Below are 16,064 nucleotides of genomic sequence, written 5' to 3' on the forward strand. Positions count from 1 at the left end.
TATGAACAAGGAATTCTGGTCCATGGCGACGGGACGCACGCCCGCCGACTTCCGCATCGACAACGTGCGCATCGTGGACGTGTTCAGCGGAGAAATCCGGGAAGGCTCCGTGAGCGTGGGGCAGGGGCGCATACTCGGCTTCGGCGCGCTGGAGGCCCGTGAAGTGGTGGACGGCAGGGGAGCCTTCCTCCTGCCCGGATTCATCGACGGTCACGTACACATTGAATCGTCCATGCTGTGCCCCGCGCGCTTTGCCGAGCTGGTGCTGCCGTTCGGCACCACCACCGTGATGGCCGATCCGCATGAGATAGCCAACGTCAAGGGCATGGACGGCATACGCTACATGCTGGAGGCTTCGCGCGATCTGCCGCTCGACGTGCGCGTCATGCTGCCTTCGTGTGTGCCCGCGCTGCCCGTGGAGGATGCCGGAGCCGTGCTTCGCGCGGGCGACATTGCGCCCCTGCTTGCCGACGACAAGGTGGGCGGCCTTGCCGAAATGATGAACGTGCCCGGCCTTGTGGCCGGCGACGACGACGTTTTGGACAAGCTTGAGCGCACGCTGGCCGCGGGCAAGGTGATAGACGGGCATTCGCCCATGGTGTCGAAGGAAACGCTTGACGTGTGCGCGGCGCTCGGAGTGAGCACCGATCACGAATGCACCACCGTGGAGGAAATGGAGGAACGCATTGCGCGCGGCATGTACGTGCTGCTGCGCGAGGGCTCGGCCTCGCGTGATCTTCTGCATCTTCTGCCGGGGCTCACGCCTGCCAATCAGCGTCGCTGCCTGTTCTGCACCGACGACAGACAGCCTTCCGACATCATCGAGCGCGGGCACATCGTCAACAATGTGCGCATGGCGGTGCGTTTCGGGCTGGATCCCGTGAGCGCGGTGCGCATGGCCACGCTGAACGCGGCCGAGTGCTACGGTCTGCGCGACCGCGGCGGCATTGCTCCGGGGCGTCGCGCGGATCTCGTGCTGGTGGAGGATTTGAAGGATTTTCGCGTGATTTCCTGCTGGGCTGGCGGCGAGCTTGTGGCGCAAAACGGCAGCATGCTGCGTTCGCTGCCCATGCGCGACCCCGGCGATCTGTGCGCCAGCGTGTCCGTGGCTCCGCTGCCCGAACGCCCGTTTTCCGTTTACGTGCCGTCGGGTCGGGCGCGTGTCATCGGTCTGCGTCCGCACTCCCTCATTACGGAGTGCCTGCTGCGTTCGGTGGAAACGGGCCCGGACGGCGAGGTGGAGCTTGCCCGCAATCCCGGGCTTCTCAAGATAGCCGTGCTGGAGCGTCATCACGCCACGGGCAAGATGGGCGTGGGCCTTCTCGATGGCCGCTACGGCCTCAGAAACGGCGCAATAGCCACCACCATTGCCCATGATTCGCACAACATCGTGGTGGCCGGCGACAGCGAAGCCGACATGCTGGCTGCCGTGCGGGAAGTGGAACGCCTGCAGGGCGGCATAGTCATGGTTTCGGAAGGTCGCGTACTGGCGGAACTGCCGCTGCCCGTGGGCGGCCTCATGAGCGAGCGCCCGGCCGCGGAAGTGTCCGCAAGGCTGAACGAGCTGCTCAAACTGGCGTCGTCCCATTATCACATCTGGGAGGGAGCGGACGCCTTCATGACGCTCAGCTTCCTGGCGCTGCCGGTCATTCCGAGCATCAAGCTCACGGCCCGCGGCCTGTTCGACGTGGAGAGATTCACGTTTGTGGACGTGGACGCCGCGCGTTAGGCAAGGTCATTGTTTTCGCGGGCCAGAGCTCCGCGAAGGGAAAAAGCCCGGGGATCCGCAGGGATCGCCGGGCTTTTTGTGTGACTGCGTGATTGCGTGATGCGCGCCAGATGAAGCCTCCGGAAGGCGCTTCGTGCGGTGAGCGGCGCTGCCCCGCGCGAGCCCGGCTGCTTCTTGCAGGAAGGCTCTGCCCTGCCGGGAACTACTTCAGCACGGGCATGGGGCCGAAGCAGGATTCGTAACGGGCCTGAAATTCTTCCGGCGTGAAGGAATGCAGCTGGGTGCCGTACTGTTCCACGCAGAAGCTGGCCGTCACCGTGCCGAGTCTGGCAGAGAAGGCCATGCCCATGCCGCTGTGCAGGCCCTTGAGCAGACCGGCGCGGTAGGCGTCGCCCGCGCCCGTGGGATCGGACACGTGCTCGACGGGCACGGCGGGAATCTCGTAGGGGCGGGCGTCCTTGTGAAGGATCACGGAGCCCTTGCCGCCGAAGGTCACGATGAGAAATTCCACGCGGTCGAGAAGAGCGTCGCGACTGAGGCCCGTCATCTTTTCGATGCGGTCGATTTCATAGTCGTTGCCGATGAGCACATGCGCGCCGGTGAGGCCGGAGGCGAGCTGATCGCCGCCGAGCACCGTGATCTGCTGGCCGGGATCAAAAATGTAGGGAATGCCGTGTTCTCTGTAGAACGCGGGCAGGTTCACCATGTCGTCCACGTTGCCGGGAGCCACGAGGCCCCAGTCGCCCTGATGCACGACGGGCGTTTTTGCCGGAAACACGGCGGTCTTCATGGCCGAGGGCGAAAAGGCGTTGATCTGGTTGCTGCTTCTGTCGGTCATGATGTAGCAGCAGGCGGTGAAGTCGCCGTCGTCGACCTTCACGCCGGCAAGGTCTATGCCCATGTCGGCGAGGCGGCGTCCGTAGTCGGCAAAGTCCTTGCCCACGGCACCGTAGATCACGGAACGCTCGTTCAGCAGCGCCAGGGAATAGGCCACGTTGCCCGCCGTGCCGCCCATTTTTTCCTCAAGGCGGTCGATGGGAAAGGAGACGTTCAGAAAGTGCAGCTTTTCGGGAAGAATATGGTCTTCAAAGTGACCGGGAAAGGTCATGATGCGGTCAAAGGCGAGGGAACCGGAAACGTGGATCATGCAGGACTCCGTTGGATGGATTCACATGCCGCCGGGCATGGTTGTTTTCTTTTGGTTTTAACGGCAGTGCGGGGGATTTGACAAGTATGCTCTGCGCAGGGAGCAGGGGGCTTTCTTGCCCGCCGGGCGATATTGTGGCAGAAAGGGGGCATTGATTCCCGAGTCCGCGCCGCAGGGTGGCGGACGTTTTTCGCGCTGTGGCGCAAAAAGAACGCGCATGCCGCGCCGCATGCCGTCGTCCGCCCCGGGCCGACGCCGGGAACAGTTCAGGCGCGGAGGATTTCGATGAAAGCAACGGAAAAGACAAATCGCGCCATGGTCGTGCTGGCACGCCTCAAAAAGCGCTATCCTGAGCCGGAAACCATGCTCGATCATAAAAATCCCTGGGAGCTGCTCGTGGCCACGGTACTGGCCGCCCAGTGTACCGACGCCCGCGTGAACACCATCACGCCGGAACTGTTCCGCCGCTGGCCCGATCCTGCGGCGCTGGCGCGCGCCCCGCAGGAAGAGCTCGAAGACGTGATACACGCGGCGGGCTTTTATCACAGCAAGGCGAAAAATCTCATCGGCGCGGCGAAGCGCGTTGTTGAGGCTTACGGCGGCGAAGTGCCGCACACGCTGGAAGAACTCGTCACCCTGCCCGGCGTGGCGCGGAAAACCGCCAACGTGGTGCTCTGGGGCGGGTTCGGCATCAACGAGGGGCTTGCCGTGGACACGCACGTCAAGCGCCTGTCCTTCAGACTCGCCCTGACAAAGAATACCGATCCCGTTCGCATCGAGCAGGATCTGATCAAGATTTTTCCCCGCGAAGAGTGGGGGGACGTGAATCACCGGCTGGTCTGGTTCGGCCGCGACGTGTGCGACGCGCGCCGTCCTGCCTGCTCCGAGTGTGAACTTTACGATCTGTGCCCGCGCAAGGGCGTGAAAACGCCGCCCGAACCGCCCGTGCGGAAAAAATAACCGACATTAACCGCAAATAACGGACGCGGCCTTGCGCCCCGGTTCGTTTATCAAAGAAGGTTGTAGCTCATGAACAAGCGTTATGCCTGCCTGGCCCTGGCGGCCTGTCTTTCTCTTGCCGCGGGGTGCGCCCCCCAGAACAGCCGCATGGTGGAGGCTCTGGACGGCGGGCAGTTTGTGGCCATGTCCCGGGCCATGCGTCCGGTGATGCTGAAGAAGAACATTGTCGATGAAAAGGGCGACTGGTATTCGCCCATGTTTTCCACCCGCCCCGCCGACGCGGGAAAGACGCTGGTGGACAGACTCTCTCCGGCGTTCCGCTTCCCGGGTTCGCATCTGGCCGTGGCGCCCACGTTCCGGGCCATGCTCACGCCCGACGCCAGGGTGAAATATCAGGACAACAAGGCCGTCATCGAGCAGGGCATGAACCGCGTGACTCTGGAACTTGTGGCCGTGACCGACTGGAACAACGACGGCGTGGACGACTGGCTGGTGAACTGCCGCACCGGCTACACCGACACGCCGCAGCGCTTCCGGGAATACTATCTCGTCATCATCAATCTCACGACGCCCGTGCTCAAGCCGTACGTGCTCATGGTGCTCGATCACGTGTACAGCCGGGTGACCGTGCGCAACGACGCTTCCGGCGGCGAGCTCGTGGAGACCAACGTCATGGAATTTCTCCAGGGACAGTCCACCATGACGGAAGCGGCGGACAGCCGCACCGTGCATCGCAAGCTGGAGGAAGGCTCTTCGCTCCGGCAGACGTCGCTGAGCCATTGACGGAAGCGGAGGCCGCATGCCCGATTCCTGCGTCGTATTTGCCAGAAAAGCGCGCCTCAGGGCCTTGTGGCGGCCTTTGCTGCTGCTTGCGGTCATGGCGGCCCTGGTCTGGTGGTTTGTTGACGCCGCCTCTGAACAGTACCGCTGGCAGTGGTATCGGGTGTGGCGCTACGTCGGCGTGTGGGAAGACGGATCGTTCACGCCGGGCGTGCTCACGCAGGCTCTCGGCGTGACGCTGGAACTGACGCTGGTCAGTCTGGCGCTGGCTCTCCTGTGGGGCGCCGCGCTGGCCGCCATGCGTCTTTCCGCTTCGCCCGCGGCGCGCACGCTCTCCGGCATGGCGCTGGGAGTTTTGCGCAACACGCCGCTGCTCATGCAGCTTTTCATGGTGTATTTCGTGGCGGCTCCCGCGCTCGGCATGGGGCCGTTTGCGGCGGCGGTGCTCTCCCTCGGTCTCTTCGAGGGCGCGTACATTGCGGAAATCTTCCGCGCCGGCGTCATGGGCGTGCCCCGCGGTCAGTGGGAAGCCGCCCTGAGCCTCGGCATGCCCGTGGGCATGGCGGCGCGGCTGGTCGTTATTCCGCAGGCCGTCAGGCAGGGACTGCCCGCGCTGGCCGGACAACTTGTTTCGCTCATCAAAGATACTTCCCTGGTGAGCGCCATTGCCGTGGCGGATCTGACCATGCGCACCCGCGTGGTCATTACCGACACTTTTCTGAGCTTTGAACTCTGGCTGCTTGCTGCGGCCGTCTACCTCGTTCTCACCTCGCTGGTCAGCATTCCTGCCCGGCTTCTGGAACGAAAGGAGCACTCATGAAACATCTGTTCACCGCCTTTCTGCTGGCTCTCGGTCTGTCGTTCTGTCTGCCTTCCGCGGGCAGTGCGGCTCCTCGCGATTCCGTCATCGAGAAGGTCGTGCAGCGCGGCACGCTGCGCGTGGGCTTTTCCTCGTTCGTGCCGTGGGCCATGCAGGACAAGGAAGGCAAGTACATCGGCTTTGAAATCGACGTGGCCGAGCGTCTGGCGTCCGATCTCGGGGTCAGGTTGCAGCTTGTGCCCACCAGCTGGGACGGCATCATTCCTGCGCTGCTTTCCGGCAAGTTCGACGTCATCATCGGCAGCATGAGCATCACGCCGCAGCGTCTTCTGTCCGTGAACTTCTCCATTCCCTACGATCACGCCTACGTGGACCTCACTCTCAACAAGGAAAAGTCCGGCGACATCAACCGGCTTGAGGATCTGAACCGGGAAGGCGTCGTCATTGCCGTGCGCACCGGCACCACGGCAGCCGCGGCCGCAACGAAGCTGTTCCCGAAGGCGACGCTGCGCATGTTCAACGACGAGGCTCCGGCGGTGGAGGAAGTACTTTCCGGCCGGGCGCACGCCTTTGTTTCCAGCGCGCCGCTGCCCGCCATGGAAACGCTGAAGCACGGCGATACGCTGGTGCAGAAGTTTGAAACGGGCCTTGCCATGCAGCCTGTGGCCTTTGCCGTGCCCAAGGGCGATTTCGACACCCTCAACGTGTTCGACGGCTGGATCCGTCTTGTGGAAGAGGAAGGCTGGCTGCAGGAACGCCGCGATTACTGGTTCAAGTCCGACGCATGGCAGAGCAGGCTCAACTGAACCGCATTCCCGGGCATTGCGGGGCCCGCAGCTGGCGCGAACTGAATTCGTGGGACGCCGTGCTTGTGCTTGCTGCCGTTTTTCTGGCGGCGGCGTTCTGCTGGCGTTCCGCGAGCGTGACGCAGCACGACTGGAACTGGAGCGCGCTGTGGCCGTATCTTGTGTCGCGCGACGCGTCCGGCGCGTGGCAGGCGGGCATGCTGCTCAAGGGGCTTTTCGGCACGCTCAGGCTGGGGTTCTGGTCGCTGATCGTCGCGCTTGTTTCCGGCGGTCTTGTGGGTGCGCTTTCCGCGAGGCAGCGGGGCTTTGCGGCCTGGCCCGCCACGCTCTACATCACCGTGCTCCGCAACACGCCGCCGCTGGTGCTGCTGTTTCTGGTGTACTTTTTTGCCGGCTCCTTTTTCACGGAACCCTTTCTGCGAGTGGAAGACGCCGTGGCCTCGCTGCCCGCATGGGCGCAGCAGACCTGTGCCGCTCTGTTCGCTCCGGCGGGGCAGATGGACCGCATGGCGGCGGCCGTGCTCACGCTGGGGCTGTATTCGGGCGCGTACGTGGCGGAAATAGTGCGCGGCGCGCTGGAAGCCGTGGACGAAACGCAGTGGGACGCCTCGGCCTCGCTCGGCATGAACGCGTGGCAGCAGCTGCGCTGGGTTATTGCGCCGCAGGCCTTCCGCATCATGGCTCCGCCGCTCACGGGACAGTGCATTTCCGTGTTCAAGGAAACGGCGCTGGCCTCGGCTATCTCCCTGCCCGAGCTCACGTTTCAGAGCCTTGAGGTCATGGCCGTTTCCCGCATGACCTTTGAACTCTGGATCGTCACCGCAGCCCTGTACCTTGGCGTGTCCTGCTTCTGGGCGTGGCTCGGTCGCCGCATGGAGCGGCGGGAATTCCGACGCCGGAGCGCTTCCGCCGGCCGAGGCTAGAGAGGCTGGAGGCCGCTCTTTGCAGCTTGTAACCTTCCTTCCCACCCATCTTTGAAAAAGCGTCCGGACGGAACCGCCCGGACGCTTTTTTTTTAACTTTCGGTATCTGCGGAAGCAAAAGCGTTCCGCATTTTTTAGACTTTCGGCACGAAAGCTGAGGCAACCGAAACAGAACGCCGCCCCGTACTGCGGGAACCTCTGCCTTTTTGCTTCCAGTGCCCTCAACGCCTTGGACTTGCCGCCCGAGCTCCCCAGCCCTAACAGGCACTGCCGAGCGCTCTCATCGCCGCTTACGCCCTGACTGACAGAACTCCCCGTCGCCCCGATAAAAGTTTTCGGAAAGAGGATGGGGGGGGCGGGGGAAGGAGGAAAGCCTTTTTTCAAAAGGGTTTCCTCCTTCCCCCGCTCATCTCCCCTACTTCCTGCATTCCTCAACAAAGTTTTTTGCCCAGTGGGGGACGGCGGGGGCGAAAAGGTGCGTCCAGCAGGCGAAGGTGCGGCGAACGAGCAGACCGTCGCAGTGCGTGCCGTGTTCTTCGTACATGCCCGTGCCCGGGGACAGGGTGAGGCAGCAGGACGGACGCCGGTTATCGGGCCATTCGCAGCGGGAGTAATGGAATTCGTGTCCGCGCCACACTCTGCCCAGCGGGTGAAAGGGGTTCTCCGCAACGACGCGGGCCGTGACGTAGCCGAGGCCCTGCGGGCGGCGGTAGAAGCGGGGCTGCGCGGGCAGAAGGCCTGCCATGGGATGTTCGCCGTCGTCGAGAAGAAGAGAGCGGCACAGCAGCATGAAGCCGCCGCATTCGGCGTAGATGGGCCGATTCGCCAGCGAAAGCGCGCGGATGTCTGCGAGATGGGACGAGGCGCTGATGGCGTCGGCAAAAAGTTCCGGGTAGCCGCCGCCGAGGTAGAGGCCGTCGATCTGCGGCCAGGGGGCGTCGTCGAAGAGGTCGAGGCGGACAAGGTCGGCTCCCGCGTCGCGCAGAGCCTCAAGATTCTCTTCGTAGTAGAACCACATGGCTCTGTCCTGCACATAGCCTATGCGGGGGCGCTCGGCGGGAACGGTCACCGGCGCGTCGTCTTCAGAAATATCGGGAATCGGCGGCGCGGTGCGCGCAAGAGAGAGAAAAACGCCCGCATCGGTGTGTTCTTCCAGCGTGTCGGCCAGCTTGTCGAGCACGGCGTGAAGGGAAGTGTCGGTCGTGTTCAGGGAAAGGCCCATGTGCCTCTCCGGCAGGGGATTGCTGCCGAGGCGCGGAAGAATGCCGAGCACGGGAATGTCGGTATAGCTTTCGATGGCCCGGCGCAGCATGGAGCCGTGACGTTCTCCGGCCACGTTGTTCAGAATGACGCCCGCAAGGTGCAGGTCCTTCTCGAAATTCGCCATGCCGGAGACGATGGCCGCTGCGGTGCGGGTCATTTTTGCGCAGTTCATGGTGAGCACCACGGGGGCCTTCAGAAGACGCGCCACATGCGCCGTGGAGCAGGAGCCCTGAAGATCGCGACCGTCGAACAGTCCGCGGTTGCCCTCAATGACGGCGATGTCGGGCCTGCGCCGGGCGCAGACGCAGCAGAACTGACGTTCGAGGGCCTCGTCGTTCAGAAAGTACGGGTCAAGGCAGGCGGCAGGTTTTCCCGCGGCCAGGGAGAGCCAGGCGTAGTCGATGTAGTCCGGCCCTTTTTTGCAGGGCTGCACGGAGAGTCCCCGCCGGGTGAAGAGGCGGGAGAGCCCGAGAGAAACCAGAGTTTTGCCGCTTCCGCCGGAGAGTCCGGAAATGACGAGTCGAGGCTGCTGCATGGGAAGAAAAGGAAAAAAGGTAAGGAAAAAGGGGAAGATCCCGAAAGATCTTCCCCTTGAAGTTCCAGCTTGCTGGAAAGGTGCCGGGGGCCGCCTAGAAAACGGCCCGTCGGAATCCCGCCGAGGCAGGGGCGATATTATTCGCCTTCTTCAGTGGCACCCTGCTTGCCGGCGCCCTTGAGGCCGTACATGGTGGTGGAACCGGAGGACCAGTAAGCCACCTTTTCGTCGTCCACCAGAGCGGTGAGGACGTTCTTGACCTTGCGGGGGCTGGCGCCGGGGAACAGTTCGAGGAACTGGTTGAAGTAGAACTTGGTCTTGGCGCCGGGCTTGCTGGTCTTTTCGACGAGCCAGTTGTACACCAGGGCCTTGTCTTCTTCGGTCACGCCGGCGGCAGCGGCTTCAGCGTGGGCTTCGGCGCCCTTGTAGGCTTCGGCGGCCAGTTCAGAGAACTTGAACTGGGTGGACTGACGCCAGCTGAAGTAGGCCTGTTCGCGGAAGTCGTCGATGAGCTGGGGGGTGAATTCCAGGTCGGTGAGTTCGAAGAACTTTTCCCAACCGATGCGTTCAGCCCAGTCGCCCAGACGTTCGTACTTGTGAGCGTTCTCGGCGTAGACGTCGAGGATGCGCTTCACAGTGGCGCACAGCGTGGGCCAGCGGGGCGGTTCGTTTTCGATGTAGGAAACGACGACCTTGGAGAACTTGGGACGGCTGATGCGGTTGGAGATCTTGCCGCCGACCATGATGATCACACCGTCGCCTTCGCCGTCGGAGATGGGCAGGGCGGGGCACATGGTGTAGCAGTTGCCGCAGTACATGCAGCGTTCCTGCTTGATGGCCACGGTGTTGATCTTCTTGCCGTTGAAGTCTTCCTTGGCGGGACGCACGGCGGCCACGGGGCAGGCGGCGACGGCCAGAGGAATTTCGCAGAGCTGGTCAACCCATTCCTGGTCGATCATCGGGGGCTTGCGATGGATGCCCACGATGCCGATGTCGGACACATGCACGGCGCCGCACATGTTGAGGCAGCAGGCCAGGGAGATGCGCACGGGGGCGGGCAGACGATGGTTCTGGAAGTCGGAGAACACGGTGTCCATCAGAGCCTTCACCGGGCCGGAGGCGTCGGTGGCGGGGGTGTGGCAGTGCAGCCAGCCCTGCGTGTGGATGATGTTGGTGACGCCGGCGCCGGTGCCGCCGATGGGGAACTTGTAGGAACCGGCAGCGAACTTGCGGGAAGCCAGGTCTTCCTTGAGGGCCTTGAGGGTTTCAAGGTCGGTGACCATGAATTCCACGTTGGAACGGGTGGTCCAGCGAACGTGACCGCCGCAGTACTTGTCGGCGATTTCGCAGATTTCGCGGATGTGCACGGTGGTCATGGTACGGGCGCCGCCGCAGCGGACGGTATACACCTTGTCGCCGCTTTCGGCCACATGCATGAGCACGCCGGGTTCCAGGATTTCGTGGTACAGCCACTTGCCGAAGTTCTTGGCAATGACCTCAGGGAAGAAGGAGTCGTACTTGCGGGGTCCGATATCGGAGATACGACCTTCCATGGGTTTTGCAGGATTGTAACCGGAAGAAATAAAAGCCATTTTTGCTCTCCTCTCTGATTAGCGCAGGTGACGCTGACGGTAAGCAGCGATGTCACGGGTCCAGCCGCCGGGCACTTCCTCTTCCTTGAAGAGAATGTAGGGGTTCGTGCGGGGCGCGATGACGTGCTGAGGAATGGCCGGAATTTCGGTCACTTCAAGCAGCTTCTGGAAGGAGAGACGCTTGATGGTTTCGCCAACACGTTCGCGGTTCTTGCCTTCTTCCATCCACCAGTCCCAGATCTTTTCGATGATGGACTTGATTTCGTCGAAGGGTTCTTCCGCGGGGATGAAGGGAACGAGCAGGGAGCCCATCTGAGCGCCGTCGAGGATGGGGGCCTTGGCGCCGACAAGGATGGAGGCACCGCGGTCGTCGCCGATGTGCAGAGCGCGGGGCATGGTGTTGATGCAGTGCATGCAGCGCACGCAGTTGGCGGTGTCGATGGACAGCTTGTTGCCGTCCCAGCTCATGCAGTGGGTCGGGCAGAGGTCGATGACTTCCTTCTGGAGGTCGAACTTGCCCCAGTCGCGGCCGGAGTGGGCGCCGGCATTGGGCTTGAAGCCTTCTTCACCGGCCACATAGGCCTTCACGGCTTCCTGGTCGATCTTGATGTCGTCCTTCCAGGTGCCGATGACGGCGAAGTCGGAACGGGCCATGGAAGCCACGCAGCCGTTCGGGCAGCCGTCGAACTTGAACTTGAACTTGTAGGGGAACGCGGGGCGATGCAGTTCGTCCTGGTAGTCCTGAGTCAGCTGATAGCAGGCGAGCTGGGTGTTGTAGCAGGCGTATTCGCAGCGGGACATGCCCATGCAGGCAGCGGGGGTACGCAGGTTGGAACCGGAACCGCCGAGGTCCACTTCCATCTTGTGGGTCAGTTCGTAGAAGATTTCTTCAAGCTGAGGAGTCTGGGTGCCGATGAGCACCATGTCGCCGGTGGAACCGTGCATGTTGGTCAGACCGGAGCCGCGCAGATCCCAGATGTCGCAGATGCCGCGCAGATATTCGGTGCTGTAGAACTTGCCGGAAGGCTGAGCCACGCGGACGGTATGGAAATGGGCCACGCCGGGGAACTTTTCGGGCTGGTCGCAGTAACGGCCGATAACGCCGCCGCCGTAACCGAACACGCCGACGATGCCGCCGTGCTTCCAGTGGGTTTCCTTGTCTTCGTAGGAAAGTTCCATAATGCCCAGCAGATCTTCGGGAGCGTCGCTGGGAATCTGATAATCCAAGCCCTGAGCGTTCTTAGCTCTGCTTTCGGCAAGCTGCTTGATATCAGATACAAAGCTGGGCCAGGGCCCGGATTCGAGCTGGTCCAACAGGGGGGTTGCATGTTTCGCCATTGCCTTACCTCCACATGGTTGATTATGGGTCTGTCGCTTTGCCAACCAATGAGCCGGAAAAACTTTCCGTTCAGACAGAGCGACCCCTGATACACCAAAACCTGGCCGGATGTGCGAGGGCACAGTACAGTCCCGGCCTTACAGTGTGTACTCCGTACCTACCCTATTTTGAACTTGAGCACAATAGCTCCGGTTCTGTTCACAAGCCACCCGGGCGGGAGGAAACGGAAAAAAGGCTGAAAATGCTGTATTTTCAATGGGTAAAGTATGAAAGCGGGATTTCTCCCTCCTTTTTCGCATCTGCGGATGGTTCCTAAACGGAACGAGCGCAGGGGATTTACGAAAAATCATTTCGGAGTTGATTTTTCAATTTATTGAAATATCAGACTTAAATTTTTATACAAAAATGTTTGAAGCTTGGATGACAAGGCAAAAACCAAGAGAAAAAAAGAACAAGCTAAAGAGGACGGACCATTTATTTTTTCCTGGAAAGGCCTTCGGCGGGGCCGGAGAGCGCGGAAAATTTAAAGGAGGCATAATACTTTATTTTTCCAGCATTAACAGATACGATTCGTCATCCCCTATCAAAAGGGCCTGCCAGTTTGAGGCCATATTCGGAGGTACAATGATTCTTTTCAAGAAAAGTTCTGAGCGCAGCCTTCGTCTGGAAGAGAGGGCCGAACCCCAGCTCTACCGCGAACTTTTCCCCTATACCAAGATAGGGCGCATTGGATTCGACGGCACCATCATCACGCCCAGTCCCGCTGATCCCTGCTTCATCACCGACACCACCTTCCGCGACGGCCAGCAGGCCCGACCTCCGTACACGGTGAAGCAGATCGCCCATATATTTGATCTTCTGCACAAGCTGGGAGGCAAGAGCGGCCTTATTCAGGCTTCGGAATTCTTCATGTACTCGGCCAAGGACCGCAAGGCCATCGATACCTGTCGGGCCCGCGGCTACCGCTTCCCCCGCGTCACGGGCTGGATACGCGCCAACGAGAACGATCTGCGCCTCGCCAGAGACATGGAGTTCGACGAGGTGGGCCTGCTCACCAGCGTGTCCGACTATCATATCTACCTTAAATTAGGCAAAACCCGTCAGCAGGCCATGGACGACTATCTGCGCATCGTGGAACGCGCCCTCGAATGGGGCATCGTGCCGCGCTGCCACTTTGAAGACGTCACCCGCGCGGACATCCACGGCTTCTGCCTGCCCTTCGCCGCCAAGCTCATGGAACTCGCCCGCAAGGCCTCCATGCCGGTGAAGATTCGCCTGTGCGACACCATGGGTTTCGGCGTGCCCTACACGGGCGCGGCCCTTCCGCGGTCGGTGCAGCGCATCGTGCACGCCTTCACCGACGAGGCCGGCGTGCCCGGTCAGTGGCTGGAATGGCACGGTCACAACGATTTCCACAAGGTGCTGGTCAACGGCGTCACCGCCTGGCTCTACGGCTGCGCCTCCGTCAACGGCGCGCTGCTCGGCTTCGGCGAACGCACGGGCAATACGCCCGTGGAAGCGCTGGTCATGGAATACATTTCCCTCACCGGCAACGACGACGTGGCTGACACTACGGTCATTTCCGAAATCGCCGAGTACTTCGCCAAGGAACTCGACTACACCATTCCGCCGAACTATCCCTTCGTGGGCAGCGACTTCAACGCCACGAGCGCGGGCGTCCACGTGGACGGCCTGTCCAAGAACGAGGAAATCTACAACATCTTCGACACGGCCAAGATTCTCAATCGGCCCGTGCCCATCATCATCACCGACAAGTCCGGCCGCGCGGGCGTGGCCTACTGGATCAACAGCAAGCTTGAGCTCGACGACAGCCGGAAGGTCACCAAGAAGCATCCCGCCGTGGGGCAGATCTACAACGCCATCATGCAGGCCTACGAGGCCGGACGAAACACCTCGTTCTCCAATAAGGAAATGCTGGCCCTCGTCAAGCAGTACATGCCCGAGCTCTTTGTTTCCGAACTGCAGAAGCTCAAGAGAATCGCCAGTCGTCTGGCTTCGGGCATCATGACCCGTCTGGCCGCGGCCTGCCGCGCAAGCCGCACGGATCAGGAACGCTGCAACGCCATGCAGAGCTTTGCCGATCATTACCCCTACATCCAGTTCATCACGCTTACCGACGCCAAGGGCAAGCTGCTGCAGGCCGTGGTCACGGATGAGGAGAACGCTCCCAAGTACGGCCATCTGCCCGATCCCGGCTACGACTATTCCGATCGCGGCTGGTTCAAGATGCCCATGCAGGACGGCGAACTGCACGTGACCGACGTGTATCAGTCGCAGTACACCGGCGCGCTCATTCTTTCCGTGTCGCAGGCCGTGACCGACGACAACGATGAAATCGTGGGCGTGCTCTGCGGCGACATTCAGCTGGAGGAACTCCTCAAGCACACCGAAGATCTGGAAGCGGAAGAAAAGAACGAAGACGCGCAGGCGTAGTCTTCCGCCCCTGTGCCGGACACGGGGACATGTCTTTTCGGGGCGGCCTCTGGCCGCCCTTTTCCTGCGGCGATATCCTGGTTGTGGAGCGCCGCGCAAAACACAGTCATGAGGAGCCTCGTCATGCGGCCCATCACAACATCGCTTTTTTCCCTGTTCAAGGTGGGCCCCGGCCCGTCGAGCTCGCACACCATCGGTCCCATGACGGCCGGTCGTCTTTTTTCCTCCACGTGCGCCGAGCTTCCCCGCGAAATCCTTGCCCGCGCCTCCCGCATACGGGTGCGCCTCTTCGGCTCTCTGAGCGCCACGGGCGCGGGACACGGCACCGACGCCGCCGTGCTGGCGGGCCTGCTCGGCGTGCGTCCTGAAGACTGTCCTTCCGGCTATCTGGCCCGCCTGTCCGAAGAGCCGCTCAAGGATCACAAGGTGGAACTCGGCGTGGGCAGCGCGCTGGTTTCCCTGGCCGACGTCGTTCACGACGCCGTGGTTCACGACTATCCCTACAGCAACACGCTGGTGGCCGAACTGCTTGACGCCGGCGGCGAAGTGCTGTTCAGCAAGGCTTACTATTCCGTGGGCGGCGGCTTCGTGCAGTGGGACGGCTGGAAGGCTCCCGAACTCGGCGATCCGGTGTATCCGTACAGCAACATGAAGGAACTGCGGAACATCGTGCGCACTCAGGGCCTGAACATCTACGAAATCATGCTGGCCAACGAAACGGCCATCACCGGGGCGTCGCGTCCGGCCATCATCGATCAGCTCAACAACATTCTGGACAGAATGGAGGAATCGGTGCGGCACGGTCTTGCCGGCAGCGGCTACCTTGCCGGTCCCCTCAAGGTGGAGCGCAAGGCGCACATGCTTCAGGAACGGGCCCAGGCGCTTCATTCCTCCCCGGGCAAGTTCCTTGCCGGACTCAACGCCTACGCCTTTGCCGCCTCGGAGGAAAACGCCTCGGGCGGGGTCATCGTCACGGCGCCCACCTGCGGCTCGGCGGGCGTCATGCCCGCGCTCGTGTACGCCATGCGTCACGATCTCTTCATCGGCGACCGCGCCATCCGCGAAGGCTTTCTGGCCGCCGCGGCCGTGGGCTTCATCGCCAAGCACAACGCCAGCATCGCCGGGGCCGAAGTGGGCTGTCAGGGCGAAATCGGCGTGGCTTCCGCCATGGCCGCCGCCATGCTCACCGACGCGCAGGGCAATCCTTCCCGCTACGTGGAAAACGCCGCCGAAGTGGCTCTGGAACATCATCTCGGCATCACCTGCGATCCCGTGGGCGGCTATGTGCAGATTCCCTGCATCGAGCGCAACGCCATGGGCGCGGTCAAGGCCTTCAACGCTGCGCTCATCAGCACGGGCACGCGCCCCGAGTCGCACCGCGTTTCCCTGGACGCCGCCATCGCCGCCATGGCAGAAACCGGCCGGGAAATGAGCCACAAGTTCAAGGAAACCTCCATGGGCGGCCTGGCCGTGAGCATGGTCACCTGCTGAAGACGCGGAATCTGGGCCGCCTGAGGCCCGCGTCGGAAAACGCGGCGTCTTTTCGCCGGGCCGCCCATGCATGACCGGGCGCTTCGGCGCTCTGAACGAAAAAACGCCGGGAAGCGGGCATGCAGAAAAGCCCCGCCGCGCTGCAATCCTGTGCCTGCGGGCCGCAACGTTGCGGCGGCTTGTCAGGCCGGTATGAAAAAGATATAGTCCCGCCAAAGGAGATGA

12 protein-coding genes and 1 pseudogene are annotated in these 16,064 nt (G+C 62.1%); 8 read left to right on the plus strand and 5 right to left on the minus strand.

The annotated features are described in order from the left end of the window. The first annotated feature begins 1 nt into the window (after nucleotide 1). Nucleotides 2-1,729 (plus strand): adenine deaminase, encoded by a 1,728-nt coding sequence (gene ade, locus ABGT79_RS08555; protein WP_346665829.1) that lies wholly within the window; start codon nucleotides 2-4, stop codon nucleotides 1,727-1,729. Between the two features lie 202 nt (nucleotides 1,730-1,931). Here ade and ABGT79_RS08560 read toward each other — a convergent pair whose 3' ends face one another. After that, nucleotides 1,932-2,876, minus strand: a complete 945-nt coding sequence (locus ABGT79_RS08560; RefSeq protein ID WP_346665830.1) for a carbohydrate kinase family protein — start codon at nucleotides 2,874-2,876, stop codon at nucleotides 1,932-1,934. Nucleotides 2,877-3,161: 285 nt separating this feature from the next. On the opposite strand from ABGT79_RS08560, the gene nth reads away from it, so the two are divergent. From nth to ABGT79_RS08585, 5 genes are all read left to right on the plus strand, one after another. Continuing rightward, a complete protein-coding gene (gene nth, locus ABGT79_RS08565; protein WP_346665831.1) occupies nucleotides 3,162-3,836 on the plus strand; it encodes an endonuclease III in 675 nt (224 codons plus the stop codon). Nucleotides 3,837-3,905: 69 nt separating this feature from the next. Further along, nucleotides 3,906-4,619: a hypothetical protein gene (locus ABGT79_RS08570; protein ID WP_346665832.1), complete on the plus strand. Its 714-nt coding sequence runs from the start codon at nucleotides 3,906-3,908 to the stop codon at nucleotides 4,617-4,619. A 16-nt stretch (nucleotides 4,620-4,635) separates the two neighbouring features. Then, nucleotides 4,636-5,436: an amino acid ABC transporter permease gene (locus ABGT79_RS08575; protein WP_346665833.1), complete on the plus strand. Its 801-nt coding sequence runs from the start codon at nucleotides 4,636-4,638 to the stop codon at nucleotides 5,434-5,436. Beyond that, complete coding sequence (locus ABGT79_RS08580; protein ID WP_346665834.1) at nucleotides 5,433-6,242, plus strand: transporter substrate-binding domain-containing protein; 810 nt, start codon at nucleotides 5,433-5,435, stop codon at nucleotides 6,240-6,242. The genes ABGT79_RS08575 and ABGT79_RS08580 overlap by 4 nt, the downstream gene beginning before the upstream one ends. Beyond that, the gene (locus ABGT79_RS08585; protein ID WP_346665835.1) at nucleotides 6,221-7,165 is read left to right on the plus strand and encodes an amino acid ABC transporter permease; all 945 of its coding nucleotides are present in this window, start codon (nucleotides 6,221-6,223) and stop codon (nucleotides 7,163-7,165) included. Before ABGT79_RS08580 ends, ABGT79_RS08585 begins: the two co-directional genes overlap by 22 nt. A gap of 415 nt (nucleotides 7,166-7,580) precedes the next feature. Here ABGT79_RS08585 and ABGT79_RS08590 read toward each other — a convergent pair whose 3' ends face one another. The 4 genes and pseudogenes from ABGT79_RS08590 to dsrA all read right to left on the minus strand — a co-directional run bounded on the left by ABGT79_RS08590 (nucleotide 7,581) and on the right by dsrA (nucleotide 11,893). Further along, nucleotides 7,581-8,963, minus strand: coding sequence for a cobyrinate a,c-diamide synthase (locus ABGT79_RS08590; RefSeq protein WP_346665836.1), 1,383 nt, complete (start codon nucleotides 8,961-8,963; stop codon nucleotides 7,581-7,583). A gap of 137 nt (nucleotides 8,964-9,100) precedes the next feature. Continuing rightward, a complete protein-coding gene (locus ABGT79_RS08595; RefSeq protein WP_273525181.1) occupies nucleotides 9,101-9,328 on the minus strand; it encodes a dissimilatory sulfite reductase D family protein in 228 nt (75 codons plus the stop codon). A gap of 84 nt (nucleotides 9,329-9,412) precedes the next feature. Further along, a pseudogene (gene dsrB / locus ABGT79_RS08600) lies at nucleotides 9,413-10,555 on the minus strand (dissimilatory-type sulfite reductase subunit beta); the annotation flags it as partial. Nucleotides 10,556-10,573: 18 nt separating this feature from the next. Beyond that, complete coding sequence (gene dsrA, locus ABGT79_RS08605; RefSeq protein ID WP_294484865.1) at nucleotides 10,574-11,893, minus strand: dissimilatory-type sulfite reductase subunit alpha; 1,320 nt, start codon at nucleotides 11,891-11,893, stop codon at nucleotides 10,574-10,576. Nucleotides 11,894-12,518: 625 nt separating this feature from the next. Between dsrA and ABGT79_RS08610 the strand changes: the two genes are divergently transcribed. Next, nucleotides 12,519-14,348: a cache domain-containing protein gene (locus tag ABGT79_RS08610; protein ID WP_346665837.1), complete on the plus strand. Its 1,830-nt coding sequence runs from the start codon at nucleotides 12,519-12,521 to the stop codon at nucleotides 14,346-14,348. 108 nt (nucleotides 14,349-14,456) lie between these two features. Continuing rightward, nucleotides 14,457-15,839 carry an L-serine ammonia-lyase gene (locus tag ABGT79_RS08615; RefSeq protein WP_346665838.1) on the plus strand — a complete coding sequence of 461 codons (1,383 nt, stop codon included), beginning with the start codon at nucleotides 14,457-14,459 and terminating at the stop codon, nucleotides 15,837-15,839. Nucleotides 15,840-16,064: the final 225 nt, after the last annotated feature.

The sequence above is a fragment of the uncultured Mailhella sp. genome, from assembly GCF_963931295.1.
Taxonomy (GTDB): Bacteria; Desulfobacterota; Desulfovibrionia; order Desulfovibrionales; family Desulfovibrionaceae; genus Mailhella.

What these genes read in the sequence shown, in the direction of transcription:
- ABGT79_RS08580 (WP_346665834.1), top strand. Translation starts at nt 5,433, where the DNA reads ATGAAACATCTGTTCACCGCCTTTCTGCTGGCTCTCGGTCTGTCGTTC.
- nth (WP_346665831.1), top strand. Translation starts at nt 3,162, where the DNA reads ATGAAAGCAACGGAAAAGACAAATCGCGCCATGGTCGTGCTGGCACGC.
- ABGT79_RS08560 (WP_346665830.1), bottom strand. Translation starts at nt 2,876, where the DNA reads ATGATCCACGTTTCCGGTTCCCTCGCCTTTGACCGCATCATGACCTTT.
- ABGT79_RS08615 (WP_346665838.1), top strand. Translation starts at nt 14,457, where the DNA reads ATGAGGAGCCTCGTCATGCGGCCCATCACAACATCGCTTTTTTCCCTG.
- ABGT79_RS08585 (WP_346665835.1), top strand. Translation starts at nt 6,221, where the DNA reads ATGGCAGAGCAGGCTCAACTGAACCGCATTCCCGGGCATTGCGGGGCC.
- ABGT79_RS08575 (WP_346665833.1), top strand. Translation starts at nt 4,636, where the DNA reads ATGCCCGATTCCTGCGTCGTATTTGCCAGAAAAGCGCGCCTCAGGGCC.
- dsrA (WP_294484865.1), bottom strand. Translation starts at nt 11,893, where the DNA reads ATGGCGAAACATGCAACCCCCCTGTTGGACCAGCTCGAATCCGGGCCC.
- ABGT79_RS08610 (WP_346665837.1), top strand. Translation starts at nt 12,519, where the DNA reads ATGATTCTTTTCAAGAAAAGTTCTGAGCGCAGCCTTCGTCTGGAAGAG.
- ABGT79_RS08590 (WP_346665836.1), bottom strand. Translation starts at nt 8,963, where the DNA reads ATGCAGCAGCCTCGACTCGTCATTTCCGGACTCTCCGGCGGAAGCGGC.
- ade (WP_346665829.1), top strand. Translation starts at nt 2, where the DNA reads ATGAACAAGGAATTCTGGTCCATGGCGACGGGACGCACGCCCGCCGAC.
- ABGT79_RS08570 (WP_346665832.1), top strand. Translation starts at nt 3,906, where the DNA reads ATGAACAAGCGTTATGCCTGCCTGGCCCTGGCGGCCTGTCTTTCTCTT.